The organism is Stenotrophomonas riyadhensis, assembly GCF_040256885.1.
In the GTDB taxonomy this organism is placed as follows: Bacteria; Pseudomonadota; Gammaproteobacteria; order Xanthomonadales; family Xanthomonadaceae; genus Stenotrophomonas; species Stenotrophomonas riyadhensis.
In genome coordinates, this window is record NZ_CP155568.1 from 3512964 (window position 1) to 3533618 (window position 20655).

Consider the following 20655-nt stretch of genomic DNA (forward strand, 5'->3'; position numbering starts at 1 on the left):
ACTCAGTGGTCGTCGTTTTCCAGGGCTTCGGCATACGCGTCCGGATCCAGCAGTTCGTTGACCTCTTCAGCGTTGGTCAGTTCGACCACGAACATCCAGCCTTCGCCGTAGGCATCTTCATTGATGGTTTCCGGCTTGTCGGACAGCGCCGAGTTGACCTCGACGACCTTGCCGCTGATCGGGCTGTAGACGTCCGAGGCGGCCTTCACCGACTCGACAACGGCGATCTGCTCGCCAGCCTTTGCGTCGGCGCCGACTTCCGGCAGTTCGACGTAGACCAGGTCACCCAGCAGGCCCTGGGCGTGGTCGGAAATACCGACGGTGACGCGGCCATTGCCTTCGACACGGGCCCACTCATGGGACTTGAGGAACTTGAGGTCGCCGGGGATCTCGCTCATGGGACTGCTCCAGAGATATGCAGGGGGTGGAAAAAACGGGGCTAGTGTAACCAACCGGCCGCCACTGCTGTCAGTGACGATCGGCAGTTTCGGATCAGGCGTCGGCGAGCACGCCGGGCTGGGCCTGGCCTTCGCGCACGAACGGGAACTTGACCACGCGCACCGGCACCTGCCGGCCGCGGATGTCGACGGTGACCTCGCCAAGCTCACCGGCCGGCACGCGGGCAAAGGCGATGCCCTTGGCCAGGGTCGGCGAGAAGGTGCCGGACAGGATCTCGCCCTGGCCGCCCGCGGTGGTCACCGCCTGGCCGTGGCGCAGCACGCCCTTCTCGTCCATCACCAGGCCGATCATCTGGCGTGCGGTGCCGGCAGCCTTCTGCGCTTCCAGCACGTCGCGGCCGATGAAGTCGCGGCCTTCGTCCAGCGACACGGTCCAGGCCAGTGCCGCTTCGTACGGGCTGATCTCTTCGTCCATGTCCTGGCCGTACAGGTTCATGCCAGCTTCGAGGCGCAAGGTGTCGCGCGCGCCGAGGCCGGCCGGCTTCACGCCAGCCGCCAGCAGGCGGTTCCAGAACGCGACCACGGCATCCTGCGGCAGCAGGATCTCGAAACCGTCCTCACCGGTGTACCCGGTGCGAGCGACAAACAGCTCGACAGCGTCGTCCGACTGCACCTGCAGGGCGGCGAAACGGCCCAGCTTGGCCAGCGCTGCGCGATCGCTTTCGCGGGCCAGGCCGATGACGATGTCGCGTGCCTGCGGGCCCTGCACGGCGAGGATGGCCAGGTCCGGGCGCTGTTCGACCGAAACGCCGAACGGCGCAGCCTGCTCACGCAGCCAGGCCAGGTCCTTCTCGCGGGTGGAGGCATTGACCACCATGCGGAAGAAATCGTCGCCCAGGTAGTAGACGATCAGGTCATCGATGACGCCGCCGCGCGGATTCAGCATGCACGAATACAGTGCCTTGCCGGTCACCTTCAGCTTGTCGACCGAGTTGGCCAGCAGGCGGCGCAGGAACGGCTTGACCTGGTCACCGTGCAGGTCGACCACGGTCATGTGGCTGACGTCGAATACACCGGACTCGCGACGCACCAGGTGGTGCTCGTCGAGCTGCGAGCCGTAGTGGATGGGCATGTCCCAACCCCCGAAATCGACCATCTTGGCGCCAAGGGCGCGGTGGGTATCGTTGAGCAGCGTCTTCTGGGTCATGACCGGGTCCGGCAGCAGAGGAAACAAGAATCCCCATTATCCCAGATCGGTCGCCCGCAGGCGTGCCGCAGCGCAGCGGGAGAGCTGTAGAGCCGAGCCCATGTTCGGCTGCTCTTCGTGCAGGAGCCGAGCGTGGGCTCGGCTCTACAGGGGACGGTCTGCAGCCTCGACCCGTAGCGTGCTGCCCTGCACCGCCACCACCCGTACCAGGCTACCGGCCTGCAGATCCGGTCCACTCACCTGCCAGGACGCATCATCGATGCTGACCCGTCCCTGGCCGCCGACGATGGCCTGCTGCAGTGCGACCTCCCGGCCGATCAACTGCTCCGTGCGGCGGTTGAGCAGCGGCGCATCGCTGGGCCGTGCCCGCGATCGCCCCCAGCGCCGGTAGCACTGGATCGAGACCACGCTCAGCAGGACGAAAGCAATCACCTGCCACAACAGCGGAATGTCACTGAACACCGCAACCAGTACGAACACCGCCGCCGCACCAATGCCGATCCACAGCATGAACGCACCCGGCGCCAGCGCTTCGGCCGCGAACAGCAGCAGCGCCAACGCACCCCAACCGACGACTTCCCAGCGCATGTCAGCCTCCGAGCGGCGGCGGCCGCTTGCCGGCGGCCTTGTTGTCCTGGCTGGCCAGCGCCTGTTTTGCCAGTTCGGCCACGCCTGCGATCGAACCGATCACGCCACTGGCCTCCATCGGCATCAGCACCAGCTTCTGGTTCGGCGAACTGGCCAGTTCCTTGAACGCTTCCACGTACTTCTGCGCGACAAAGTAGTTGATCGCCTGCACGTCACCCTCGGCGATCGCTGCCGACACCACCTTGGTCGCCATCGCTTCGGCCTCGGCCAGGCGTTCGCGCGCCTCGGCATCGCGGAACGCGGCTTCGCGGCGGCCTTCAGCCTCCAGCACGGTGGCCTGCTTCTCGCCATCGGCGCGCAGGATCTCCGACTGCCGTGAACCTTCCGCTTCGAGGATCTGCGCACGCTTCTCGCGCTCGGCCTTCATCTGCCGCGCCATCGCATCCAGCAGATCGCGTGGCGGCTGGATGTCGCGGATCTCGATACGATTGACCTTCACACCCCAGGGATTGGTGGCATGGTCGACCACGCTCAGCAGCTGGGCATTGATCACCTCGCGCTGGCTGAGCGATTCATCCAGGTCCATCGAACCGATCACGGTACGGATGTTGGTCTGCACCAGGGCGATCATCGCCACTTCCAGGTTGGCCACCTCGTAGGCGGCCTTGGCCGCATCCAGGACCTGGAAGAACACCACGCCATCCACGCGCACGGCCGCGTTGTCCTTGGTGATCACTTCCTGGCTGGGCACGTCCAGCACCTGTTCCATCATGTTCACCTTGCGCCCGACCCCGTAGACGATCGGGATCAGGAAGTGCAGGCCCGGCGTCATGGTGTGGGTGTAGCGGCCGAAGCGCTCAACGGTCCATTCATACCCCTGCGGCACCATCCGCACCGCCTTGAACAGGATCACCACGGCCACGAAGGCCAGTACCACGGTAAAGAACATGGTCGGGAACATCGCGCTTTCCTTATCTATATCTATGTCGCCCAGGCCCCAGCATAGCGCGTGAGGACGGCGGGCACAGCGAGGCTACCAGGGCACCCGCCCACGCAGGATGTCGGCGAACATCACCCAGTCGCCCATGAATGAATACAGCGGGTGCTGGAAGGTGGCCGGGCGGTTCTTCTCGAAGAAAAAATGGCCGACCCAGGCGAATCCGTAACCACAGAACAGAGCACCGAGCAGAAACATCGGCTGGCCGCGCAGCGCGGCAACGGCGACCAGCAACAGCACGCCGCAGCTGCCGATGAAATGCAGGCGCCGCGAGACCGGGTGGCGGTGCTCGTCCAGATAGAACGGGTAGAACTCACGGAAGCTGGCGAAGCGGGACATGTGTGTGCTCCGGGCCATCACTGCCTACATCATGCACCTTCGGAGGCGGCAGCGCTGCGCGAGCATCCTTGCCCTTGGAGAGCCGAGCCATGCTCGGCTGCCTAGGCTCGACGGATACTGGCAGAAGCAGTCGAGCATGGCTCGACGCTACACCGAGGGCGTGCGCGGCCCGAACATGATCACCGCCATGCCGGCCAGGCACAGGGCTGCACCGAGCAGGTCCCAGCGGCTGGGGCGGATGCCGTCGACCAGCCACAGCCAGAACAGCGCGGTACCGATATAAACGCCACCGTAGGCGGCATAGACGCGGCCACTGGCGGTCGGATGCAGGGTCAGCAGCCACGCGAACAGGGCCAGGCTGGCCGCCGCCGGCAGCAGCAGCCAGATGCTGCCACCCTTGCGCAGCCACAACCACGGCAGGTAGCAGCCGACGATTTCGGCCAGCGCGGTCAGCAGGAACAGCGCAAGCGTCTTCACGCCTTCTCCGCCGCCTTGGCGTGCTGCCACAGCGCTTCCTGCGCATCCAGGTCCATCGACGCCAGCGCCCCACCCTGGGCGTCGGCCTGCGCTTCCATCGCACGGAAGCGGCGTTCGAACTTGTGGTTGGCCCCGCGCAGCGCCGCGCCCAGATCGATATCGGCGTGGCGGGCCAGGTTGGCGCAGACGAACAGCAGGTCGCCCAGCTCTTCCTGCAGGCGCGCCTTGTTGCCGGCGATGTCGCCGCGCTCGAACTCCTCGCGCAGCTCCTGCAGTTCCTCGGCGGCCTTGTCCAGCACCGGCAACGGGCCCGGCCAGTCGAAGCCGACCTTGGCCGCGCGCGACTGCAGCTTCACCGCCCGCTGCCATTCCGGCAGCCCGCGCGAGATGCCGGCCAGCGCGGAGGTATCCTGCTCGCCCTTGGCCGCGCGCTCGGCGCGCTTGATCGCCTCCCAGTTACGCGTCACGCCGTCGGCATCGTCAACGCTGACGTCGGCGAACACGTGCGGATGGCGGCGCTGCATCTTGTCGCTGATCGCGCGTGCGACTTCGGCGAAGGCAAAGGCGCCCTGCTCCTCGGCCATGCGCGCATGGAACACCACCTGCAGCAGCAGGTCGCCCAGTTCGTCGCAGAGATCATCCAGGTCGCCGCGGTCGATCGCATCGGCCACCTCGTAGGCTTCCTCGATGGTGTACGGCGCGATGGTCGCGAAGGTCTGCTCCAGGTCCCAGGGGCAGCCACCCTGCGGATCGCGCAGGCGCGCCATGATCGCCAGCAGGCGTTCCAGTTCATGGGCGGCGGCGCTGCCGCTGGTAGGGGTGTCATGCGCGCTCATGCGGCCTCCAGGGTCAATCGGACAACCAGTCGCGCCACGGCAGGCTGGTATCACCAAGGGCAATGAAATCGCCGTTCAACAGGGTCTCGCGGCGGTTGTAGCGGAACGGCTTGCCGGTCGCTGCCGACAGTACCGCACCGCCGGCGGCGTGCAGTACGCACTGGCCGGCGGCGGTATCCCATTCAGAGGTCGGGCCCAGCCGCGGATAGACATCCAGGCCACCTTCGGCGATCCGGCAGAATTTCAGCGACGAGCCCTGCGCGATGGTCTCGATGCGGCCCATGCGCGCCAGCAGCGCTTCGGTTTCCGGCGACCGGTGCGAGCGGCTGGCGGCAACCCGCAACGGTGCGGTGGCCGGTGTGCGGGTACGCAGCACAGTGTCGTGCAGGCCCTGGCGCCGATACGCCAGCTCGCCGCGCATGGCATGCCAGACGATGCCGGTCACCGGGGCCAGCACCACGCCGAAGGCCGGCGCGCCCTGGTAGATCAGCGCGATATTGACGCTGAACTCGCCGTTGCGCTTGACGAACTCACGGGTGCCATCGAGCGGATCGACCAGCCAGTAGGCGCCCCAGTGGCGGCGCTGTTCCCAGGGGACCTGCGCCGATTCCTCGGACAGGATCGGCAGATCCGGGGTCAACTGCTGCAGGCCCTGCTCGATCACCTGGTTGGCGGCCAGGTCGGCGGCGGTGACCGGGCTGTTGTCATCCTTGATCTGCACATCGAAGCCATCGGCATAGACCTGCATGATGGCCTGTCCGGCTTCCTGGGCAATGGCGATGGCGGTCTCGCGCAGGTCCGTGGTCAGTTTGATCATCGCGTTCCCTGCAGCCACTGGCGGGCGATGAACAGCGCTGCCAGCGAGCGTCCCTCGGAGAAGTCTTCGCGCAGCATCAGCTGGTCCAGCTCGGCCAGCCTCCACGGTACGACTTCCAGTTCTTCCGGCTCGTCGCCGGCCAGCTTTTCCGGGTACAGGTCGCGCGCCACCACCAACCACGACTGGTGGCTCATGTAGGTCGGGGCCAGGGTCATCGCGCGCAGCACGTCCACCCGGCGCGCGCCGTAACCGGCCTCTTCCTTCAGTTCGCGGTCGGCCGCCTGCTCCGGCGTCTCGCCGGCATCGATCCGGCCCTTGACCAGGCCCAGCTCGTAGCGGTGCATGCCGGCCGCGTATTCACGTACCAGCAGTACGGTCTCGTCATCGAGCATCGGCACCACCACCACCGCGCCATGACCCCGGCTGACCAGGCGCTCGAAGCGGCGGCGTTCGCCGTTGGAGAACTCCAGGTCCAGGTGCTGGCGCTGGAAGGGGCCGTTCTCCTCATCGGTGATCCGATGGATGATCGGCAAGCGACGGCCGGCACGGTCATCGTTCATGCGGAATCTCCGCGGCGGCCGGCGCCTGCGCCGGGGCCGATAGAATGTGCAGGCAGCAACATGTTCATGAGCCCGAAATGCTAGCAGACCCAACCCCTTCCCCGCTGGCCCAGCACTGGCGGCAGCGCGACCTGCAGGTGCTGTGGCACCCGTGCACGCAGATGCGTGAACACCCGGACACCCTGCCGCTGGTACCGATCGCCCGCGGCGAAGGTGCCTGGCTGATCGACCACGACGGCAACCGCTATCTGGATGCGGTCAGCAGCTGGTGGACCAACCTGTTCGGCCATGCCGAACCGCGCATCGGTGGCGCCATCGCCGCCCAGGCCACGCAGCTGGAACAGGTGATGCTGGCCGGATTCGGCCATGAGCCGGCCATCACCCTGGCCGAACGCCTGCTGGCGCTGGCCCCGCGCCAGCCTGGCCGCGAACCGCTGGCCAAGGTGTTCTACGCCGACAACGGTTCCGCCGGCGTGGAAGTGGCGCTGAAGATGGCCTTCCAGTATTTCCAGAACCGTGGCGAGCCGCGGCGCACGCGCTTCATCGCACTCGAAAATGGCTACCACGGCGAAACCCTGGGCGCGCTGGCGCTGGGTGACATCCCGCTGTATCGCCGCGTCTACGCGCCGCTGCTGGCCGAAGGACTGTTCGCGCCCTCGCCCGACGCTTACCTGGCCGAGCCCGGCCAAAGCGCAGCCGATCGCGCGCGGCAGGCGGCGGATGGACTGGCCACGCTGTTCGACCAGCATCCGGGCGAGATCTGCGCTGTGATCCTGGAACCTCGCCTGCAGTGCGCGGGCGGCATGCGCATGCATGACCCGGTGTACCTGCAGCGCGTGCGCGAACTGTGCGATGCCCACGGCGCGTTCATGATCGCCGACGAGATCGCCACCGGCTTCGGCCGCACCGGCACCCTGTTCGCCTGCGAGCAGGCCGGGGTGATGCCGGACCTGATGTGCCTGTCCAAGGGCCTGACCGGCGGCTTCCTGCCACTGGCCGCCGTGCTGGCGACGCAGGCACTGTACGACGCCTTCCTCGACGACTCGCGCGAGCGCGCGTTCCTGCACTCGCACAGCTACACCGGCAACCCGCTGGCCTGCGCGGCCGCGCTGGCGACGCTGGACATCTTCCGCGACGACGATGTGATCGCCCGCAACCGCGGCATCGCCTCGGTGATGGGCACGCTGACTGCACCGTTCAGCGACCATCCGCACGTGGCCGACGTGCGCCAGGCGGGCATGGTGGTGGCGTTCGAGCTGTCGCGCGACGGCAACAAGCGCACCCCGTTCGACCCGGCGCTGCGGCTCGGCCTGCACGCCTACAAGGCCGCGCTGAAGCGCGGTGTGGTGCTGCGACCACTGGGCGACGTGCTGTACTGGATGCCACCCTACTGCGTGGATGACGAACAACTGGAGCTGCTGGCACATACCACGCTGGCAGCGATTGACGAGGCGATTGCATGCGCGTGACCCGCTGTCCCATCGACCTGGCGCTGCACAGCGGCCAGACCGTGACCCTGCCGGAAGAGACGGCCAACCACCTGGTGCGGGTGATGCGCCTGCGCGAGGGCGATACCTGCGTACTGTTCAACGGTGACGGCCACGACTACAGCGCCACCCTGACTGTGGCCGGCAAGCGCGAGGTACAGGTCCGCATCGACGCCGTGCAGGCCATCGACACTGAATCGCCGCTGGCGATCACTCTGCTGCAGGGCATCGCCCGCGGCGAGAAGATGGACCTGATCCTGCAGAAGGCCACCGAACTGGGCGTGGCGGCGATCATTCCGGTCAACGCCGAGCGTACCGAGGTGAAGCTCGATGCAGCACGGGCGGAGAAGCGCGTGGCGCACTGGAACAACGTGGTGACCTCAGCCTGTGGCCAGTCCGGGCGCGCGCGCATTCCGCAGGTGGGCCCGCCGCTGTCGCTTGCGCAGGCGGCAGCGGCGCTGCCAGTGGATACGCTTCGGTTGACCCTGGACCCGCAAGGCGCGCACCGGCTGTCGACGCTGGACGCCGCCCCCGTCGGGGGCATCGTGATCGCGATCGGTCCGGAAGGCGGCTGGTCGCCGCGCGACCGGGATCAACTGGCGGCGGCGGGGTTCCAGGGCCTGCAGCTGGGCCCGCGCATTCTGCGCACCGAAACCGCCGGCCTGGCCGCGATTGCAGCACTGCAGGCGCGGTTGGGCGATCTGGGCTGAGGCTGATTCGTGGTAGTGCCGGCCGCAGGCCGGCATCCACGGGATCATGAGGCTGCCGGCCAGCGGCCGGCACTACCGGGAATCCGACCGGCGGATGTCCGATCAGGCCGCCAGCGATTCCAGCGCGGCTTCCAGCGCATCCAGGTTCGGCAGCAGCGCACTCTTTTCGCCCAGCAGCACGCGCATGTGCACGATCTGCGGCAGGGTTTCCTCGGAGGCGTCGGCCAGCAGGCCGTCGCGCGGCACCGAGATCAACTGCGGGAAATTCTGCGTCAGCAGCGCATAGTAGGGGCGCTGCGCGTTGCCGCTCAGGGCCTTCAGCACCACTACCTTGTTGTGGCCGCTCACGGCTTCTTCGCCCAGACCGGACAGCCGTGCGAACGACACCAACGGCACCTGCCAGCCATGCCAGCCGATCTCGCCGACCAACCAGCGCGGGGCATCGGAGACTGGCTGCACCGGCACGCGCGACATCATTTCGGCCACCGTGGCATTGGGCAGCAGCACGCGCTCATTGCCGGCCTGGATCAGGACGCCGCGGATCTCATCATTGCTGGCGTAGCTCATGGTGCCTCTCCGTTGTCGTCTTCCACGCCCCAGCGCGCGGCAATGGCCTGCGCCAGTTCCTGCGGTTCTCCGGCGACCCTGCCGGCCGCAACCACGGCCGTGGCCGCAGCCGGGTCATAGCAGCCCTCACCCACCTGCCCGGCCACCCAGGCACCGGCGGCCGCCAGGTCCAACGCCGGTCCGACGTGGGCCAGATCGGCACCACTGAGCAGTACCAGCGCGGTGTGGTCAGCCGGCAGCGCGGCAATCGCGATCCCCTGCGCGTCGCTGATGAAATGCAGGCCATCGCTGGCCGCACGTACGCCGATATCATCGGCCAGCACGTGCACTTCACCGGGTGTGGCGCGCTGGCCGGCTTCGGCCAGTTGCACCGGCAGCGGCGATACGCGTGCCATCTGCTTGACGAGATTGCCGTAACGACCGCCATCCAGGCGCATGTGCACCAGGACCGGCACGCTCAGCGAAGACGGCAACGCGCCGAGCAGGCGACGCAGCGCATCCGGGCCACCGATGCCGGCCAGCACCAGCAACGATCCGGCACGTGCACCCACAGGCGCAGCAGCGTCCAGATCGACCAGGCTGAGGTGGTCGGTATCGAAAGAAGGCAACGGCGCGTCGTCGGCAATGTTGCTGACGGTGGCCGGCGCGTCCACCGCGTCCTCGACCAGCGACCACGCGGTGTGGTCGAAGGAGATCGGCGGCACGGCCGGTGCTGCAGCAACGGGCTCAGCCAGCGACGGCGGTACTGCTGCCTCCAGCGGCTCCGACACGATCGGCTGCAGCGCGGCCAGTGCCTGCTCCAGTGCGATCGGCTCGTGCAGTTGTGCAGGGGGGGAATACAGGCTGTCGGCCGGCACCTCGTCGGCCCAGCTCAGCGCCTGGTCCAGATGCGGTTGCAGCGCCTCTTCCTGCGGTGCCGGTGCCGGTGCCGGGTGGCCCGGTTCCAGCTGCAGGCTGGGCTCGTCCTCGGCCCCTGGCGGCAGTACCTGCTGGTGGCCGTGCAGCTTGGCGGCCAAGTGGCGGCCCCAGCGCTGGGCTTCCCAGCCATCGCGGCGCGCGGCCAGCTCGGCCTCGTCGAAGACCAGGGTCAGGCCCGGGGCGGACAGCACGCTTTCCAGGCGCTCAAGTGCATCCTCGATGGCCGCCTCGAGGGCGATCACCACGATCTGCGGACGGGCGTCCTGCAGCAGCTGCGGCTCCAGGCTGTTCGGGTCGTCTTCCAGCACCAGCTGCACATCCGCATGCGACAGCGCCTCGCGCAGGCGCTCACGCGCCGCACCGGGGCGGGCCAGCAGGGCCACGGCCGGAGCCGCTTGGGTTTCACTCACGGACACGGGCGATCCCCAGCAGGTCGTACACGTTACGCATCAGGTCCAGTTCCTGGTACGGCTTGCCCAGGTAACGCTGGACGCCGATCTCGAAGGCGCGCTGGCGGTGTTTGTCGCCGCTGCGCGAAGTGATCATCACGATCGGCACATCCTTGTAGCGCGGGTCGGCACGCATCGCGGTGGCGAGCTCGTAGCCATCCATGCGCGGCATCTCGATATCCAGCAGCATCAGGTCGGGCACGCGCTCTTCCAGGCGTTCCAGCGCTTCCACGCCATCGCGGGCGACGCTGACCTCGAAGTTGTGGCGTTCGAGGATGCGGCCGGTGACCTTGCGCATGGTCAGCGAGTCGTCGACCACCATCACCAGCGGCACCTGGCGCTCCTGGCGCGGCGCATTGGCCAGCACGGGCAAGGTCGGGTTGGCGAGGAAGCGGCGCACCAGCGGCGCCACGTCCAGGATCACCACCACGCGACCATCGCCGGTGATGGTGGCGCCGTAGATGCCCGGCACCGATGCGATCTGCAGGCCGACCGGCTTGACCACGATTTCGCGGTTGCCCAGCACCTGGTCGATCGCCACGGCGGCACGCAGATCACCGGCGCGGACCAGCAGCAGCGGCACCTGGTCCTGGCCATCGGCACGCGCCGGGGCCTGGCCTACCAGGCTGCCGAGGTCGTACAGCGGATAGTCCTCGCCGCTGTAGCGGTAGCTGCTGTCGGCGGCTTCGAAACGCTCGCGCGACAGACGGCCGATACCACTGACCGAGGCGACCGGCACTGCAAAGGTGGTCTCGCCGATCTGTACGAACACCGCCTGGGTGACCGCCAGCGTCTGCGGCAGGCGCAGGGTGAAGCGCACGCCCTGGCCCCGCACCGACTGGATGTCGACCGAGCCACCGAGCTGGCGCACTTCGTTGCGCACCACGTCCATGCCCACGCCACGGCCGGCCAGCTGGCTGACCTGGTCGGCGGTCGTGAAGCCGGAAGCGAAGATCAGGTTGTCCAGCTCCTGCTCGTTCGGTTGTGCGTCGGCCGCCAGCAGGCCCCGGTCGATGGCACGGCGGCGGATCGCTTCGCGATCCAGGCCAGCGCCGTCATCGGCCACTTCCAGCACGATTTCCGAGCCTTCGCGGTGCAGGCGGATGGCGATCTCGCCTTCCTCCGGCTTGCCGGCGGCGCGACGCTGTTCCGGCGCTTCCAGGCCATGGGCCACGGAGTTGCGCAGCATGTGTTCCAGCGGCGCGACCATGCGGTCGAGGACGTTGCGGTCCAGTTCGCCGTGGGTGCCTTCCAGGGTCAGGTGGACCTGCTTGCCGGTATCCATGCCGGACTGGCGGACCACGCGGCGCAGGCGCGGCACCAGACCATCGAACGGCACCATGCGCGCACGCATCAGGCCATCCTGCAGCTCGGAGCTGACGCGTGACTGCTGCTGCAGCAGCGAATCGTACTGGCGCGACAGATCGTCCAGCACGCCCTGCAGGCCCCCCAGGTCGGCCGCCGACTCGTTCAGCGCACGGCTGAGCTGCTGCAGGGTGGAGAAGCGGTCCAGTTCCAGCGGATCGAACTTCTGGTCGGCCTGGTCCTGTTCGCGCTGGTAGCGGGCGACGATCTGCGCCTCGGTTTCCAGGTCGAGGCGGCGCAGCTGGTCGCGCAGTCGCGCATTGGTGCGTTCCAGTTCGCCCATGGCGCCACGGAAGGCACCCAGCTGCTGTTCCAGGCGCGAGCGGTAGATCGCCACTTCACCGGCATGGTTGACCAGGCGGTCGAGCAGATCGGCGCGCACGCGCACCTGCTCCTGCTGCGGACGCGCCAGCGGATCTTCATCGACCACGCCCTCGGCCGGCAGCGGTGCCGACAGCGGGATATCGACCAGGGCAGTCGATGGGCTGATGGTCTGCGCCGGAGCCGCCTCGACCACACTGGCCCCGTGCGCGGCCGCCACGGCCGCTGCGATATCGGTGGTGGTGCGGACTTCAAAGGCTTCGACCAGATCCTGCGCCGGCTCCACCACGCGGTGCGCGCCGGTGCGGGTGAGCAGCTGGTGCAGGCGATCGAACCCACGCTCCAGCAACTGCACGTCGCGGCGCTCGATCTCGGTACGGCCCGCGGCCACGGCCTCCAGCAGCGATTCGATGCTGTGGCCAAGGTCGCCGATGGCGTTGATGCCAGCCATGCGTGCGCCACCCTTCAGGGTGTGCAGATCACGCTGCAGGCCGGCCAGTACCTCGCGGTCCTGCGGCGCATCGCGCAGTTCGCTGATCAGGCCATCGCAATGATCCAGCAGGTCCTTGCCTTCCTCGACGAAGATATCGACCAGTTCGCGGTCGTACACGCTGAAATCGAGCGCATCAACGCCATCGGCGCTGTCTTCCAGAGCGGCGGCTCCATCGTGGGCCGGCAGGTTGGCGGCGGCTTCGGACTCGACAGGCTCGGCATCGACATGGACCGTGCCCTGCCCCGGTGCGTCTTCGAGTTCGAAGAAGCGTACCGGCCCGCCGGAGGCCTGCAGTGCGTCCGCTGCGACCTCCTCATTCACCGTCGCCGGGGACGGCTGATCGGCGCTCTCTCCTTCACCGATCGCCGCCTCCCCGCCGACGTCCGCATCCTCGGCAAAGGCTTCCGCCTCGCCCGGCGCGAGTTCGCTGGCCTGGAGGCCGAGCACGGGCCATTGCCCGTCGTCGTCCAGGGTCTGCTCTTCGTCGATCACGTGCAGGCCGGCCTCGAGCGCGGCTGCCAGCGTGACCGGTTCTGCAAAACCCGGCGCAGCCATTTCATCCTGCAGGCTCGACAGCTCGCTGTCGAGTGGCAGTGCAGCAGTGTCGTCGAAGTCGTTGCCGTCGACATCGCCCGGGCCTGCGGGCTGCTGCGTATTCAGGTCGATCGCGTCAGTTTCCGCAGGCGCAGCCAGCTCATCCGTGTCGCGGTCGTCCACCGGCAATGCGCTGGCGTCGAGGTACGGCGACAGGTCGTCCGCGGCAGTCAGTTCGGCTTCGGCGGCCGGCGTCGGTGCAGCCTCCACTTCGGCCGGCGCAACAACCGGCTCACTTTCAACCGGCTGGATCGATTCAAGCGATCCGGCATCCACGGTGACGGCTTCGCCCTCGCCCGGCACCGACGGCCATCCGGCATCGAAGTAGCGCGAAAGATCATCGCTGCCGGTCAGTTCACCGACGTCGAGACCGGTGTCGATCACGTCCGTGGTTTCCGGCACCTGCGCGCCAGCTGCAATCGGTTCCAGCACCGGCTCGGCAGGCTCGATCCCAGACCCGGTCGGCTCGAACGCGGAGGCATCCGGCGTGTCGACAGCGGCATCGAACTCCGGATCGGTCTCCAGCGGCAGCTCGTCGTCCTCGTCCTCGTCCTCCAGCCCGACCATCGGCCAGCGCGCTTCCGGCAGTTCGCCGGCCAGCGCCTGCAGGCGCTGCACCAGCGCTTCCTGCGGAACAATGCGCGGCTGCTCGGCCTGCAGCGCTTCCATGGTCGCGGTGATCGCCTGCGCGGTCGCCCCCAGTGCGGCAACGCCTTCGTCACCAGGCACCACGTCTGCAGCCAGTGCACGCTTGATGTAGGACTCGGCACCGCCAGTGACGGCAGTGATTTCCGGCACTTCGGTCATCGCGAAGGCGCCGTTCATGGTGTGCACCGCGCGCAGCAGCGCGTCGCTGACCGGCTGCGGTGCCTGCTGCGCCGAACGCAGCCAGTCCTGCAGGGTGGCCTGGTGGACTTCCACTTCGGCTTCGAGGATCTCGCGCAGCACGCTGTCGATATTGGCTGGCGTGCCCACGGCCTCGGGCACCGGCTCGGCTTCGGCCTGCACCGACGCGATGGCTTCGGCCTCGAGGATGCGGCTGATGTCGTCCTCGCCTTCGCTCCCGGCCTCCACCACCGGTGTCGCAGGTGCGACCGCAACCGGCAACGGTACGTAGTAGGTTTCCTCACCAGCGCCGACACGGTCGGCGATGGCCTGCATCGCCTGCAGGTCCACGCTGATGCGCTGGCCGTGGCGAAGCGCTGCGTTCAGCTGCGGCAACGCCGCGTGCGCGTTGTCGACCATGGCCAGCACGGCCGGCGAGGCCGGACGGCTACCGTCCAGCACGCGATTGAGCATGCCCTCGATCTTCCACGCGAACTCACCCAGGGTGCGGGCACCGACCAGGCGGCCACTGCCCTTGAGGGTGTGGAAGATGCGGCGGATCGGCCGCAGCCGGTCCATGTTGTCCGGCTGCATGCGCCATGCCGGCAGCAAGGTACCGAGGTTGGCCAGTTCGTCATCGAACTCTTCCAGGAACACCTCACGGATGTCCTCGTCGATGTTCTCGGCGTCATCATCGAAGCCCGCTTCAAAGCCCTCCTCGGCATCCACCGCGACTGGCGCTTCGACGACGGTCGGTGCCGCCGTTGCCTGCGGATTGAAGTCCGCAGCAGCCGCGCTCAGCTCGGCGAAGAACTGCGCGTCGGCTTCGCTGAAATCGATCGGCGCGATGGTGTCGATGTCGATCACCGACACCGCAGGTGCATCCGCCACAGGCGTCGGCGCGTCGGCACCGGGTGCCGGCGTGTCAATCGGTGCATCCGCAGGAGCGGTGCCCATTTCGACGGCAACAGGATTTTCGTCCTCCATCGTTGGCGCGCCGGCATCGGCGATCTCCAGCGACGGGTGCAGCGGGGCATCGTCGTCCAGCGACAGCGTCTCCATCGCATGCAGCGACAGCACATCGTCAGCGTTGTCCAGCGCGTCGGCGTCGAAGCGGAACACCACGTCGTCACTCGCCGGAGCAGCCTCGTGCTCGGCGGCCACCGGATCAAACACCGGCGCGGCATACGCATCGGCGTCGATGCTTGTCGTCGCAACTGCGCCTTCGTCGGCGTCCAGCGCGACTTCATCCGCCGGTGCCGGAGGCGTTGCCTCCGACAGCGTCCAGTGTGTTGCAGCGCCCTGCCCCGCGTCGGCCTGTTCGAAACTGACCGGATCGAAGCTGGCAAAGGTCGGGCTGCGCTCGTCGGCAGACGCGAGCGGATCGGCTTCCGGATGGAACGGCGCGAGATCCCACTGCGGCACCTCGGGCGCAGGCGCGCTCGAAGCCGCAAACACCAGCGGTGCATCCGCGTCGTCATGCAGCGACAGCGGTGCGGACGCAACCGTCCCCAGCGCGCCAAACATCAGGCTGTTGTCCACCACGTCCGGTGCAGGCGCGGCCGGTGGCGGGTCGAAGGTAAAGTCCGGCAGCGGCACCGGCACCGTGCCGGCGGCAGGCGCGGCCGGCTGCACCGGAATCTCGATGTGCTCCGGCTGCAGCGGCTCGGCCTGCAGCGTGACCGGCTCGCGCTCGATCAGCAGCGACGCAAACGCAATCGGCGCGGCTGCAACAGGTTCCGCCGCGTTGCGCTCCGGCAACGGCCAATAGCGCAGCGCTTCAAGGCTGCTGCGGGTGATGTCGAGGATGTCCTCGCGCCCCGGCCGACGGTCGCGCAGGGCTTCGAGGTAATACTCCAGGCTGGCCATGGCGTCGGCCAGGGTGTCCAGCTGGCGGCCACTGGGCACGCGCTGGCGACCGATCAGCTCGGCTTCGATGTACTGCTGCACACCGCGCAGGTAATCGGCAGCCATGCCCAGATCCAGCATGCGCAGCGCGCCGGACACATCGCCCAGCAGGCGCGGCACGTCCTGCAGCTCAGCATGGTTCCAGCTGGTTTCGATGAAGGCGACGAAATGCTCGCGGGCGGCGGCGAAGTTGGCGATGGCCTCATGTGCCAGCACCTCCACCGTGCGCCGGTTCTCGACCGCGCTCGGATCATCTTCGCCACTGCCACCGGCACCCAGATGGGCGACCTGGTCGTCCAGCGACGCGTCCACGTAGAGCAATGCGCCGGCGATATCCAGCAGCAGGTTCTCGTCGATCTGCTGGCGGCCTTCGACCACGCCACGCAGCGCATCGCGCTGCTGCACGACCACGCCACGGGCCACGCCCAGGCCCATCATGCCCAGCGTATCGGCCACGGCGCCAAGTTCGTTGGCCTGGGTCTGCAGCTGTTCGGGCGCACCGCCAGTACGCAGGTGCAGGTCCAGCGCATCCTTGATGCGCAGCAGTTCTTCCTTCACCGCGCTGCCCACGGTATCCAGCAGCTCGCGGTTGCGCCCGCTCAGGCTGCCACGGGCATGGTCCAGCTCGGCCTCGGTGGCGCTGACGCTGTCCGGCGCGAACGCCAGCAGCACGCTGTCATGCACCCCTTCTTCGCCCCGCGCGGCACGGATTTCGTTGAGCAGCGGCATCAGCACGATCGGAATGTCGCGGTGACCGTTCTGCAGGCGCTCCAGGTAATCGGGCAGCAGCACGCTGCCGCGCATCAGGGTCGCGCAGGCTTCATCGCGATCGGCCACGCCACCGGCACCGATGGCATTGGCCAGCTGCTCCAGCTCCTCGGCCACCATCGCCGGGGCGTACAGCTCGACCATGCGCAGGGTGCCCTGCACCTGGTGCAGGAAGCCGGCGCAGATGCGCATGCGGCTGGCATCGGTCGGGTCTTCCGCGTAGTACTCGACCTCGTTGCGCACCTGGCGCAGGGTCTCGTCCAGCTCGGGCTTGACCCAGCCCAGCGCTGCGTGGCTCATCGCATCGCGCAGACTGCTCATGGACGCGCTCCGTTCGCCGCCGCGCGGAGGCCGCGCGAGTTCTGGCGTGGGGAATGGAAATGCTTCATCGACTGGTTCCTTGCTCGCCGCCCTGCCCGCGTCACGCCGGCAGCTTGAAGTCGGCGACCGAACGACGCAGGTCGGCCGCCAGCTGCGCGAGGTGGCCGATCGATTCGGCGGTCTGCCCGGCACCCTGCGAGGTCTGGCCGGTGATCTGCCGGATCACGCCCATGGTGCGGGTGATGTCCGAGGCCGCAGCCGACTGCTGCTGGGCGGCGATGGAGATGTTCTTGATGAGGGTGTTCAGGGCGTTGGACACGCGCTCGATTTCGGTCAGCGCGGTGCCGGCGTCCTCGGCCAGGCGTGCACCGGACACCACTTCGGCGGTGGTCTGTTCCATCGAGGTGACCGCTTCGTTGGTATCGGCCTGGATCGCCTGCACCAGGTTCTCGATGCGTCGGGTCGCGCCCGAGGTGCGTTCTGCCAGGCGCTGCACTTCGTCGGCCACGACCGCGAAACCGCGGCCCGCTTCACCGGCCGAGGCCGCCTGCACCGCTGCGTTCAACGCCAGGATGTTGGTCTGCTCGGAAATGTCGTTGATCAGCTCCACGATCGAGCCGATTTCCTGCGAGGACTCACCCAGGCGCTTGATGCGCTTGGAGGTTTCCTGGATCTGGTCACGGATCTGGTCCATGCCCTGGATGGTCTCGCGCACCACGCCGGCACCTTCGGCGGCGATTACCACCGAGCGTTGTGCCACGTCGGCCGACTCGGCCGAGTTGCGCGACACCTGTTCGATGCTCGCCGCGATTTCGCCGATGCGGTCCGAAGCCGAGGTGATCTGGTTGGCCTGGTGGCCCGCCGCTTCTGCCAGCTGCATGGCGGTGGCCTGGGTTTCCTGGGTGGACAGCGCGACCTTGGCCGAGGTGTCGTTGATGGTGGTCACCAGGTGGCGCAGCTCGTCGACGGCGTAGTTGATCGCGTCGGCGATGGCGCCGGTCATGTCCTCGGTCACCGAGGCCTTCACCGTCAGGTCGCCCTCACCCAGCGAGGAGATTTCGTCCAGCAGCCGCATGATCGCCTGCTGGTTGCGGCTGTTGAACTCCACCTGGGTCTGGTAGCGCAGTTCCTGCTCGCGCGAGCGGCTGCGCACGTTGGTGGAGACGAAGCCGATGATCGCGATCAGCGACAGCGCACCGGACACCACGCCGATCCAGAAGTTCGGGAACAGGCGGGTATCGGACACCGAGCCGAACGAGGAGAACGCCTCGAACAGCTTGCGGCTGTCGTCCAGCATGTGTGCCGACCCCTGGCCCAGCGCAGTGGCCGCCGACTGTGCGGCGAACAGCTGGCGCGAGCTGGCCAGGATCGCGTCGGCGTCCTGCTTCATCGCTTCCCACTTCTGCTGCGACTGCTCCAGCGCGGCCACGGCGGCAGCACCGCGCACGGCGGTGATGCCCAGTTCCTCGTTGCCGTTGCGCAGGCCGTCGAGCACCTGCGAGAACACGGTGATGTCGCGTGCCAGTGCATCGCCGGACGTCGCCGCAGCGCTGCCACCGGCGCGCATTTCGGTCACGCGACGGGCCATGGAGCCGGCCACCACCACCTGCTGCAGGGCGCTGTACACCTGCGACGACGGCGCGCCGGAGGCGGACATCGCACGCACCAGCTCGTTCAGCTGTGCCTGCAGGCCCGGCACCGCGCCGGTGAAGTTGTTGGCATTGCCGGCCAGCGCCAGCACCGCCGGTTCACTGGCGACCAGCTGCCCGGCCTGCTTGCCCAGCGGCGCCCAGGTTTCGGCCAGGGTGGCGATCGCACCCGACACGCCCGGCTCCTTGCCGTAGCGCCCCTGCAGGGTCGACACGTTCTGTTCGATCGCGTTGCGGGTCGCCTTGAAGGCGGTGAACGCCTGCGCGTTGCCGCCCACCGCGTCACGGCCCTGGTTGGCCAGCTGCTGCGACAGCACCTGCAGGTCGGCTGCCTTGGAACCGGCATCGGCCAGGCGACTGCCCTGCCAGGTGGCGACGCCGGTGTTGACGCCGAACAGGATCATCGATGCCAGCAGCAGGAACAGCCAGAGGTTGCTGCCGCCCAGCCGCAGCTTGCCGGTCTTGGTGGCGTCCGAAGCAGTACTCATCGTTCAACCTCGATCTTCAATGCAGGGGGCGATGCCCGGCCTCAGGCCGCGGCTTGCCGGAATTCAGGGGTACGCGACAGCAGCGAGAGCGAGAACACGCCCCAGTCATGGCCGTCGGCATGGAAGGCGCGATCGACGAAGTGGCCGTAGCGCCCTTCGGCCAGCGTGCCGGCCGCGATCTGCTGGTCCAGTTCGAAGCTGCGCTGGCCGAACAGTTCATCGATGGTCAGCGCGACGTCGCCGCCGGCCTGGCGCATGATCAGCACGCGCTGGCCTTCCTGCTGCACGGTACGCGTGCCTTCCAGGAAGTACTTCAGGTCGACCACCGGGAACAGGTTGCCGCGCAGGTTGCCCACGCCCAGCAGCCACGGCTGCGCGCACGGTACCGGGGTCACCGGCGGCATCGGCACGATTTCCACCACTTCGCGGAAATCGGACACCAGCCGGCGCTGGCCGACGCGGTAACCCACGCCACGCCAGAGGTCCTGGGCGAACTGCCGTTCGGGCAGCTGCACCGCGTGGGCCAGGCTGCGCCGTTCGTAGGCTTCGAGAATGTCGAAGGGCGAGCGCATCAGGCCACCAGTTCGTTGATCCGCGCGATCAGTTCATCCTCGCGCGGCGGCTTGACGATGTAATCGGCCGCGCCCTGGCGCAGTCCCCATGCCTTGTCGGTTTCCATCGCCTTGGTGCTGACGATGATCACCGGAATGTGTTTGATCGCCGCATCACGGGCCATCGCACGGGTGGCCTGGAAGCCGCTCATGCCGGGCAGGACCACGTCCATCAGCACCAGCTGCGGCACCTGGTCGCGGACCAGCTGCAGTCCATCCTCGGCGTTGTCCGCTTCCAGCACCTCGTGGCCGGCACGGCGCAGCCACTGGGTGAACACCGCGCGGTCGGTCGGTGAATCCTCGATCAGAACGATACGAGCCATTGTGCCTTTCCCCCCTGGTCAGGCGTTGACGTATGTGCGGATGGCACCCAGCAGTTCTTCACGCGTGAAAGGCTTCGTCAGGTACTGCTCCGAGCCGACGATGCGTCCCCGCGCCTTGTCGAACAGGCCATCCTTGGACGACAGCATGATGACCGGGGTCGCCTTGAACAGCTGGTTGCCCTTGATCAGCGCACAGGTCTGGTACCCGTCCAGGCGCGGCATCATGATGTCGACGAAGATGATCTGCGGTTGCTGGTCTGCGATCTTGGCAAGCGCTTCGAAGCCGTCGGTGGCGGTGACCACCTCGCAGCCTTCGCGCTTGAGCAGCGTTTCCGCAGTCCTGCGGATGGTCTTCGAATCATCGATGACCATCACCCGGAGTCCTGCGAGTTCCCCGCCCGCAGTCGTGTTTTCAGTCATTGCCTATCCCCAAGCGCACGGCCCGATCTCTGGCGGGGGCCGCTACGAAAGCGTATCTATATCGCACTTTCCGCGCCCGCTTCAAGGCCGCCCCATGGCGCGGGGCATGGCGCCCTCCTGAACGTGACGGGTTTCGCAATGCGTGCGCGACCGCCGGGCGGACGCTGCGTTGCAGTACGGCGGGGAGGCGCGCGAGCGGCGTTGCCGCTACCATCAACG

18 protein-coding genes are annotated in these 20655 nt (G+C 67.7%); 2 read left to right on the plus strand and 16 right to left on the minus strand.

What is annotated here, in order from left to right:
• Positions 1–2 precede the first annotated feature (2 nt).
• The 9 genes from gcvH to nudE all read right to left on the minus strand — a co-directional run bounded on the left by gcvH (position 3) and on the right by nudE (position 6219).
• A complete protein-coding gene (gene gcvH / locus SriyCCGPB3_RS16355; RefSeq protein ID WP_005410701.1) occupies positions 3–398 on the minus strand; it encodes a glycine cleavage system protein GcvH in 396 nt (131 codons plus the stop codon).
• A gap of 94 nt (positions 399–492) precedes the next feature.
• A complete protein-coding gene (gene gcvT, locus SriyCCGPB3_RS16360) occupies positions 493–1605 on the minus strand; it encodes a glycine cleavage system aminomethyltransferase GcvT (RefSeq protein WP_153855732.1) in 1113 nt (370 codons plus the stop codon).
• A 144-nt stretch (positions 1606–1749) separates the two neighbouring features.
• Positions 1750–2193: an NfeD family protein gene (locus SriyCCGPB3_RS16365; RefSeq protein WP_153855731.1), complete on the minus strand. Its 444-nt coding sequence runs from the start codon at positions 2191–2193 to the stop codon at positions 1750–1752.
• A gap of 1 nt (position 2194) precedes the next feature.
• Positions 2195–3154 carry an SPFH domain-containing protein gene (locus tag SriyCCGPB3_RS16370; protein ID WP_005410704.1) on the minus strand — a complete coding sequence of 320 codons (960 nt, stop codon included), beginning with the start codon at positions 3152–3154 and terminating at the stop codon, positions 2195–2197.
• 72 nt (positions 3155–3226) lie between these two features.
• On the minus strand, positions 3227–3529 hold the full coding sequence (locus tag SriyCCGPB3_RS16375; RefSeq protein WP_110713247.1) for a DUF962 domain-containing protein: 303 nt from the start codon (positions 3527–3529) through the stop codon (positions 3227–3229).
• 147 nt (positions 3530–3676) lie between these two features.
• Complete coding sequence (locus SriyCCGPB3_RS16380; RefSeq protein WP_110714367.1) at positions 3677–4006, minus strand: YnfA family protein; 330 nt, start codon at positions 4004–4006, stop codon at positions 3677–3679.
• Positions 4003–4842: a nucleoside triphosphate pyrophosphohydrolase gene (gene mazG, locus SriyCCGPB3_RS16385; RefSeq protein WP_153855730.1), complete on the minus strand. Its 840-nt coding sequence runs from the start codon at positions 4840–4842 to the stop codon at positions 4003–4005. Before mazG ends, SriyCCGPB3_RS16380 begins: the two co-directional genes overlap by 4 nt.
• Positions 4843–4855: 13 nt before the next feature.
• On the minus strand, positions 4856–5659 hold the full coding sequence (cysQ, locus tag SriyCCGPB3_RS16390) for a 3'(2'),5'-bisphosphate nucleotidase CysQ (protein WP_032130106.1): 804 nt from the start codon (positions 5657–5659) through the stop codon (positions 4856–4858).
• Positions 5656–6219 (minus strand): ADP compounds hydrolase NudE, encoded by a 564-nt coding sequence (gene nudE, locus SriyCCGPB3_RS16395; RefSeq protein WP_110713251.1) that lies wholly within the window; start codon positions 6217–6219, stop codon positions 5656–5658. The genes cysQ and nudE overlap by 4 nt, the downstream gene beginning before the upstream one ends.
• A 77-nt stretch (positions 6220–6296) precedes the next feature.
• On the opposite strand from nudE, the gene bioA reads away from it, so the two are divergent.
• Positions 6297–7688: an adenosylmethionine--8-amino-7-oxononanoate transaminase gene (bioA, locus tag SriyCCGPB3_RS16400; protein WP_228756387.1), complete on the plus strand. Its 1392-nt coding sequence runs from the start codon at positions 6297–6299 to the stop codon at positions 7686–7688.
• The gene (locus tag SriyCCGPB3_RS16405) at positions 7679–8416 is read left to right on the plus strand and encodes a 16S rRNA (uracil(1498)-N(3))-methyltransferase (protein WP_110713254.1); all 738 of its coding nucleotides are present in this window, start codon (positions 7679–7681) and stop codon (positions 8414–8416) included. Before bioA ends, SriyCCGPB3_RS16405 begins: the two co-directional genes overlap by 10 nt.
• A gap of 102 nt (positions 8417–8518) precedes the next feature.
• On the opposite strand, the gene SriyCCGPB3_RS16410 is transcribed toward SriyCCGPB3_RS16405, so the two are convergent.
• The 7 genes from SriyCCGPB3_RS16410 to pilG form a co-directional block, all read right to left on the minus strand.
• On the minus strand, positions 8519–8983 hold the full coding sequence (locus SriyCCGPB3_RS16410) for a chemotaxis protein CheW (protein ID WP_110713256.1): 465 nt from the start codon (positions 8981–8983) through the stop codon (positions 8519–8521).
• Positions 8980–10317, minus strand: coding sequence for a chemotaxis protein CheB (locus SriyCCGPB3_RS16415; protein ID WP_324187308.1), 1338 nt, complete (start codon positions 10315–10317; stop codon positions 8980–8982). Before SriyCCGPB3_RS16415 ends, SriyCCGPB3_RS16410 begins: the two co-directional genes overlap by 4 nt.
• The gene (locus tag SriyCCGPB3_RS16420) at positions 10304–16945 is read right to left on the minus strand and encodes an Hpt domain-containing protein (protein WP_350259506.1); all 6642 of its coding nucleotides are present in this window, start codon (positions 16943–16945) and stop codon (positions 10304–10306) included. Before SriyCCGPB3_RS16420 ends, SriyCCGPB3_RS16415 begins: the two co-directional genes overlap by 14 nt.
• Before the next feature lie 100 nt (positions 16946–17045).
• Positions 17046–19082 (minus strand): methyl-accepting chemotaxis protein, encoded by a 2037-nt coding sequence (locus SriyCCGPB3_RS16425; protein ID WP_032130100.1) that lies wholly within the window; start codon positions 19080–19082, stop codon positions 17046–17048.
• Between the two features lie 41 nt (positions 19083–19123).
• Positions 19124–19654: a chemotaxis protein CheW gene (locus SriyCCGPB3_RS16430; protein WP_005410716.1), complete on the minus strand. Its 531-nt coding sequence runs from the start codon at positions 19652–19654 to the stop codon at positions 19124–19126.
• Positions 19654–20016 carry a response regulator gene (locus SriyCCGPB3_RS16435; RefSeq protein WP_005410717.1) on the minus strand — a complete coding sequence of 121 codons (363 nt, stop codon included), beginning with the start codon at positions 20014–20016 and terminating at the stop codon, positions 19654–19656. The genes SriyCCGPB3_RS16430 and SriyCCGPB3_RS16435 overlap by 1 nt, the downstream gene beginning before the upstream one ends.
• Positions 20017–20034: 18 nt before the next feature.
• Complete coding sequence (pilG, locus tag SriyCCGPB3_RS16440; RefSeq protein WP_005418455.1) at positions 20035–20436, minus strand: twitching motility response regulator PilG; 402 nt, start codon at positions 20434–20436, stop codon at positions 20035–20037.
• Between the last annotated feature and the right edge of the window lie 219 nt (positions 20437–20655).

What these genes read in the sequence shown, in the direction of transcription:
- gcvH (WP_005410701.1), bottom strand. Translation starts at nt 398, where the DNA reads ATGAGCGAGATCCCCGGCGACCTCAAGTTCCTCAAGTCCCATGAGTGG.
- gcvT (WP_153855732.1), bottom strand. Translation starts at nt 1,605, where the DNA reads ATGACCCAGAAGACGCTGCTCAACGATACCCACCGCGCCCTTGGCGCC.
- SriyCCGPB3_RS16365 (WP_153855731.1), bottom strand. Translation starts at nt 2,193, where the DNA reads ATGCGCTGGGAAGTCGTCGGTTGGGGTGCGTTGGCGCTGCTGCTGTTC.
- SriyCCGPB3_RS16370 (WP_005410704.1), bottom strand. Translation starts at nt 3,154, where the DNA reads ATGTTCCCGACCATGTTCTTTACCGTGGTACTGGCCTTCGTGGCCGTG.
- SriyCCGPB3_RS16375 (WP_110713247.1), bottom strand. Translation starts at nt 3,529, where the DNA reads ATGTCCCGCTTCGCCAGCTTCCGTGAGTTCTACCCGTTCTATCTGGAC.
- mazG (WP_153855730.1), bottom strand. Translation starts at nt 4,842, where the DNA reads ATGAGCGCGCATGACACCCCTACCAGCGGCAGCGCCGCCGCCCATGAA.
- cysQ (WP_032130106.1), bottom strand. Translation starts at nt 5,659, where the DNA reads ATGATCAAACTGACCACGGACCTGCGCGAGACCGCCATCGCCATTGCC.
- nudE (WP_110713251.1), bottom strand. Translation starts at nt 6,219, where the DNA reads ATGAACGATGACCGTGCCGGCCGTCGCTTGCCGATCATCCATCGGATC.
- bioA (WP_228756387.1), top strand. Translation starts at nt 6,297, where the DNA reads ATGCTAGCAGACCCAACCCCTTCCCCGCTGGCCCAGCACTGGCGGCAG.
- SriyCCGPB3_RS16405 (WP_110713254.1), top strand. Translation starts at nt 7,679, where the DNA reads ATGCGCGTGACCCGCTGTCCCATCGACCTGGCGCTGCACAGCGGCCAG.
- SriyCCGPB3_RS16410 (WP_110713256.1), bottom strand. Translation starts at nt 8,983, where the DNA reads ATGAGCTACGCCAGCAATGATGAGATCCGCGGCGTCCTGATCCAGGCC.
- SriyCCGPB3_RS16420 (WP_350259506.1), bottom strand. Translation starts at nt 16,945, where the DNA reads ATGAGCAGTCTGCGCGATGCGATGAGCCACGCAGCGCTGGGCTGGGTC.
- SriyCCGPB3_RS16425 (WP_032130100.1), bottom strand. Translation starts at nt 19,082, where the DNA reads ATGAGTACTGCTTCGGACGCCACCAAGACCGGCAAGCTGCGGCTGGGC.
- SriyCCGPB3_RS16430 (WP_005410716.1), bottom strand. Translation starts at nt 19,654, where the DNA reads ATGCGCTCGCCCTTCGACATTCTCGAAGCCTACGAACGGCGCAGCCTG.
- SriyCCGPB3_RS16435 (WP_005410717.1), bottom strand. Translation starts at nt 20,016, where the DNA reads ATGGCTCGTATCGTTCTGATCGAGGATTCACCGACCGACCGCGCGGTG.
- pilG (WP_005418455.1), bottom strand. Translation starts at nt 20,436, where the DNA reads ATGACTGAAAACACGACTGCGGGCGGGGAACTCGCAGGACTCCGGGTG.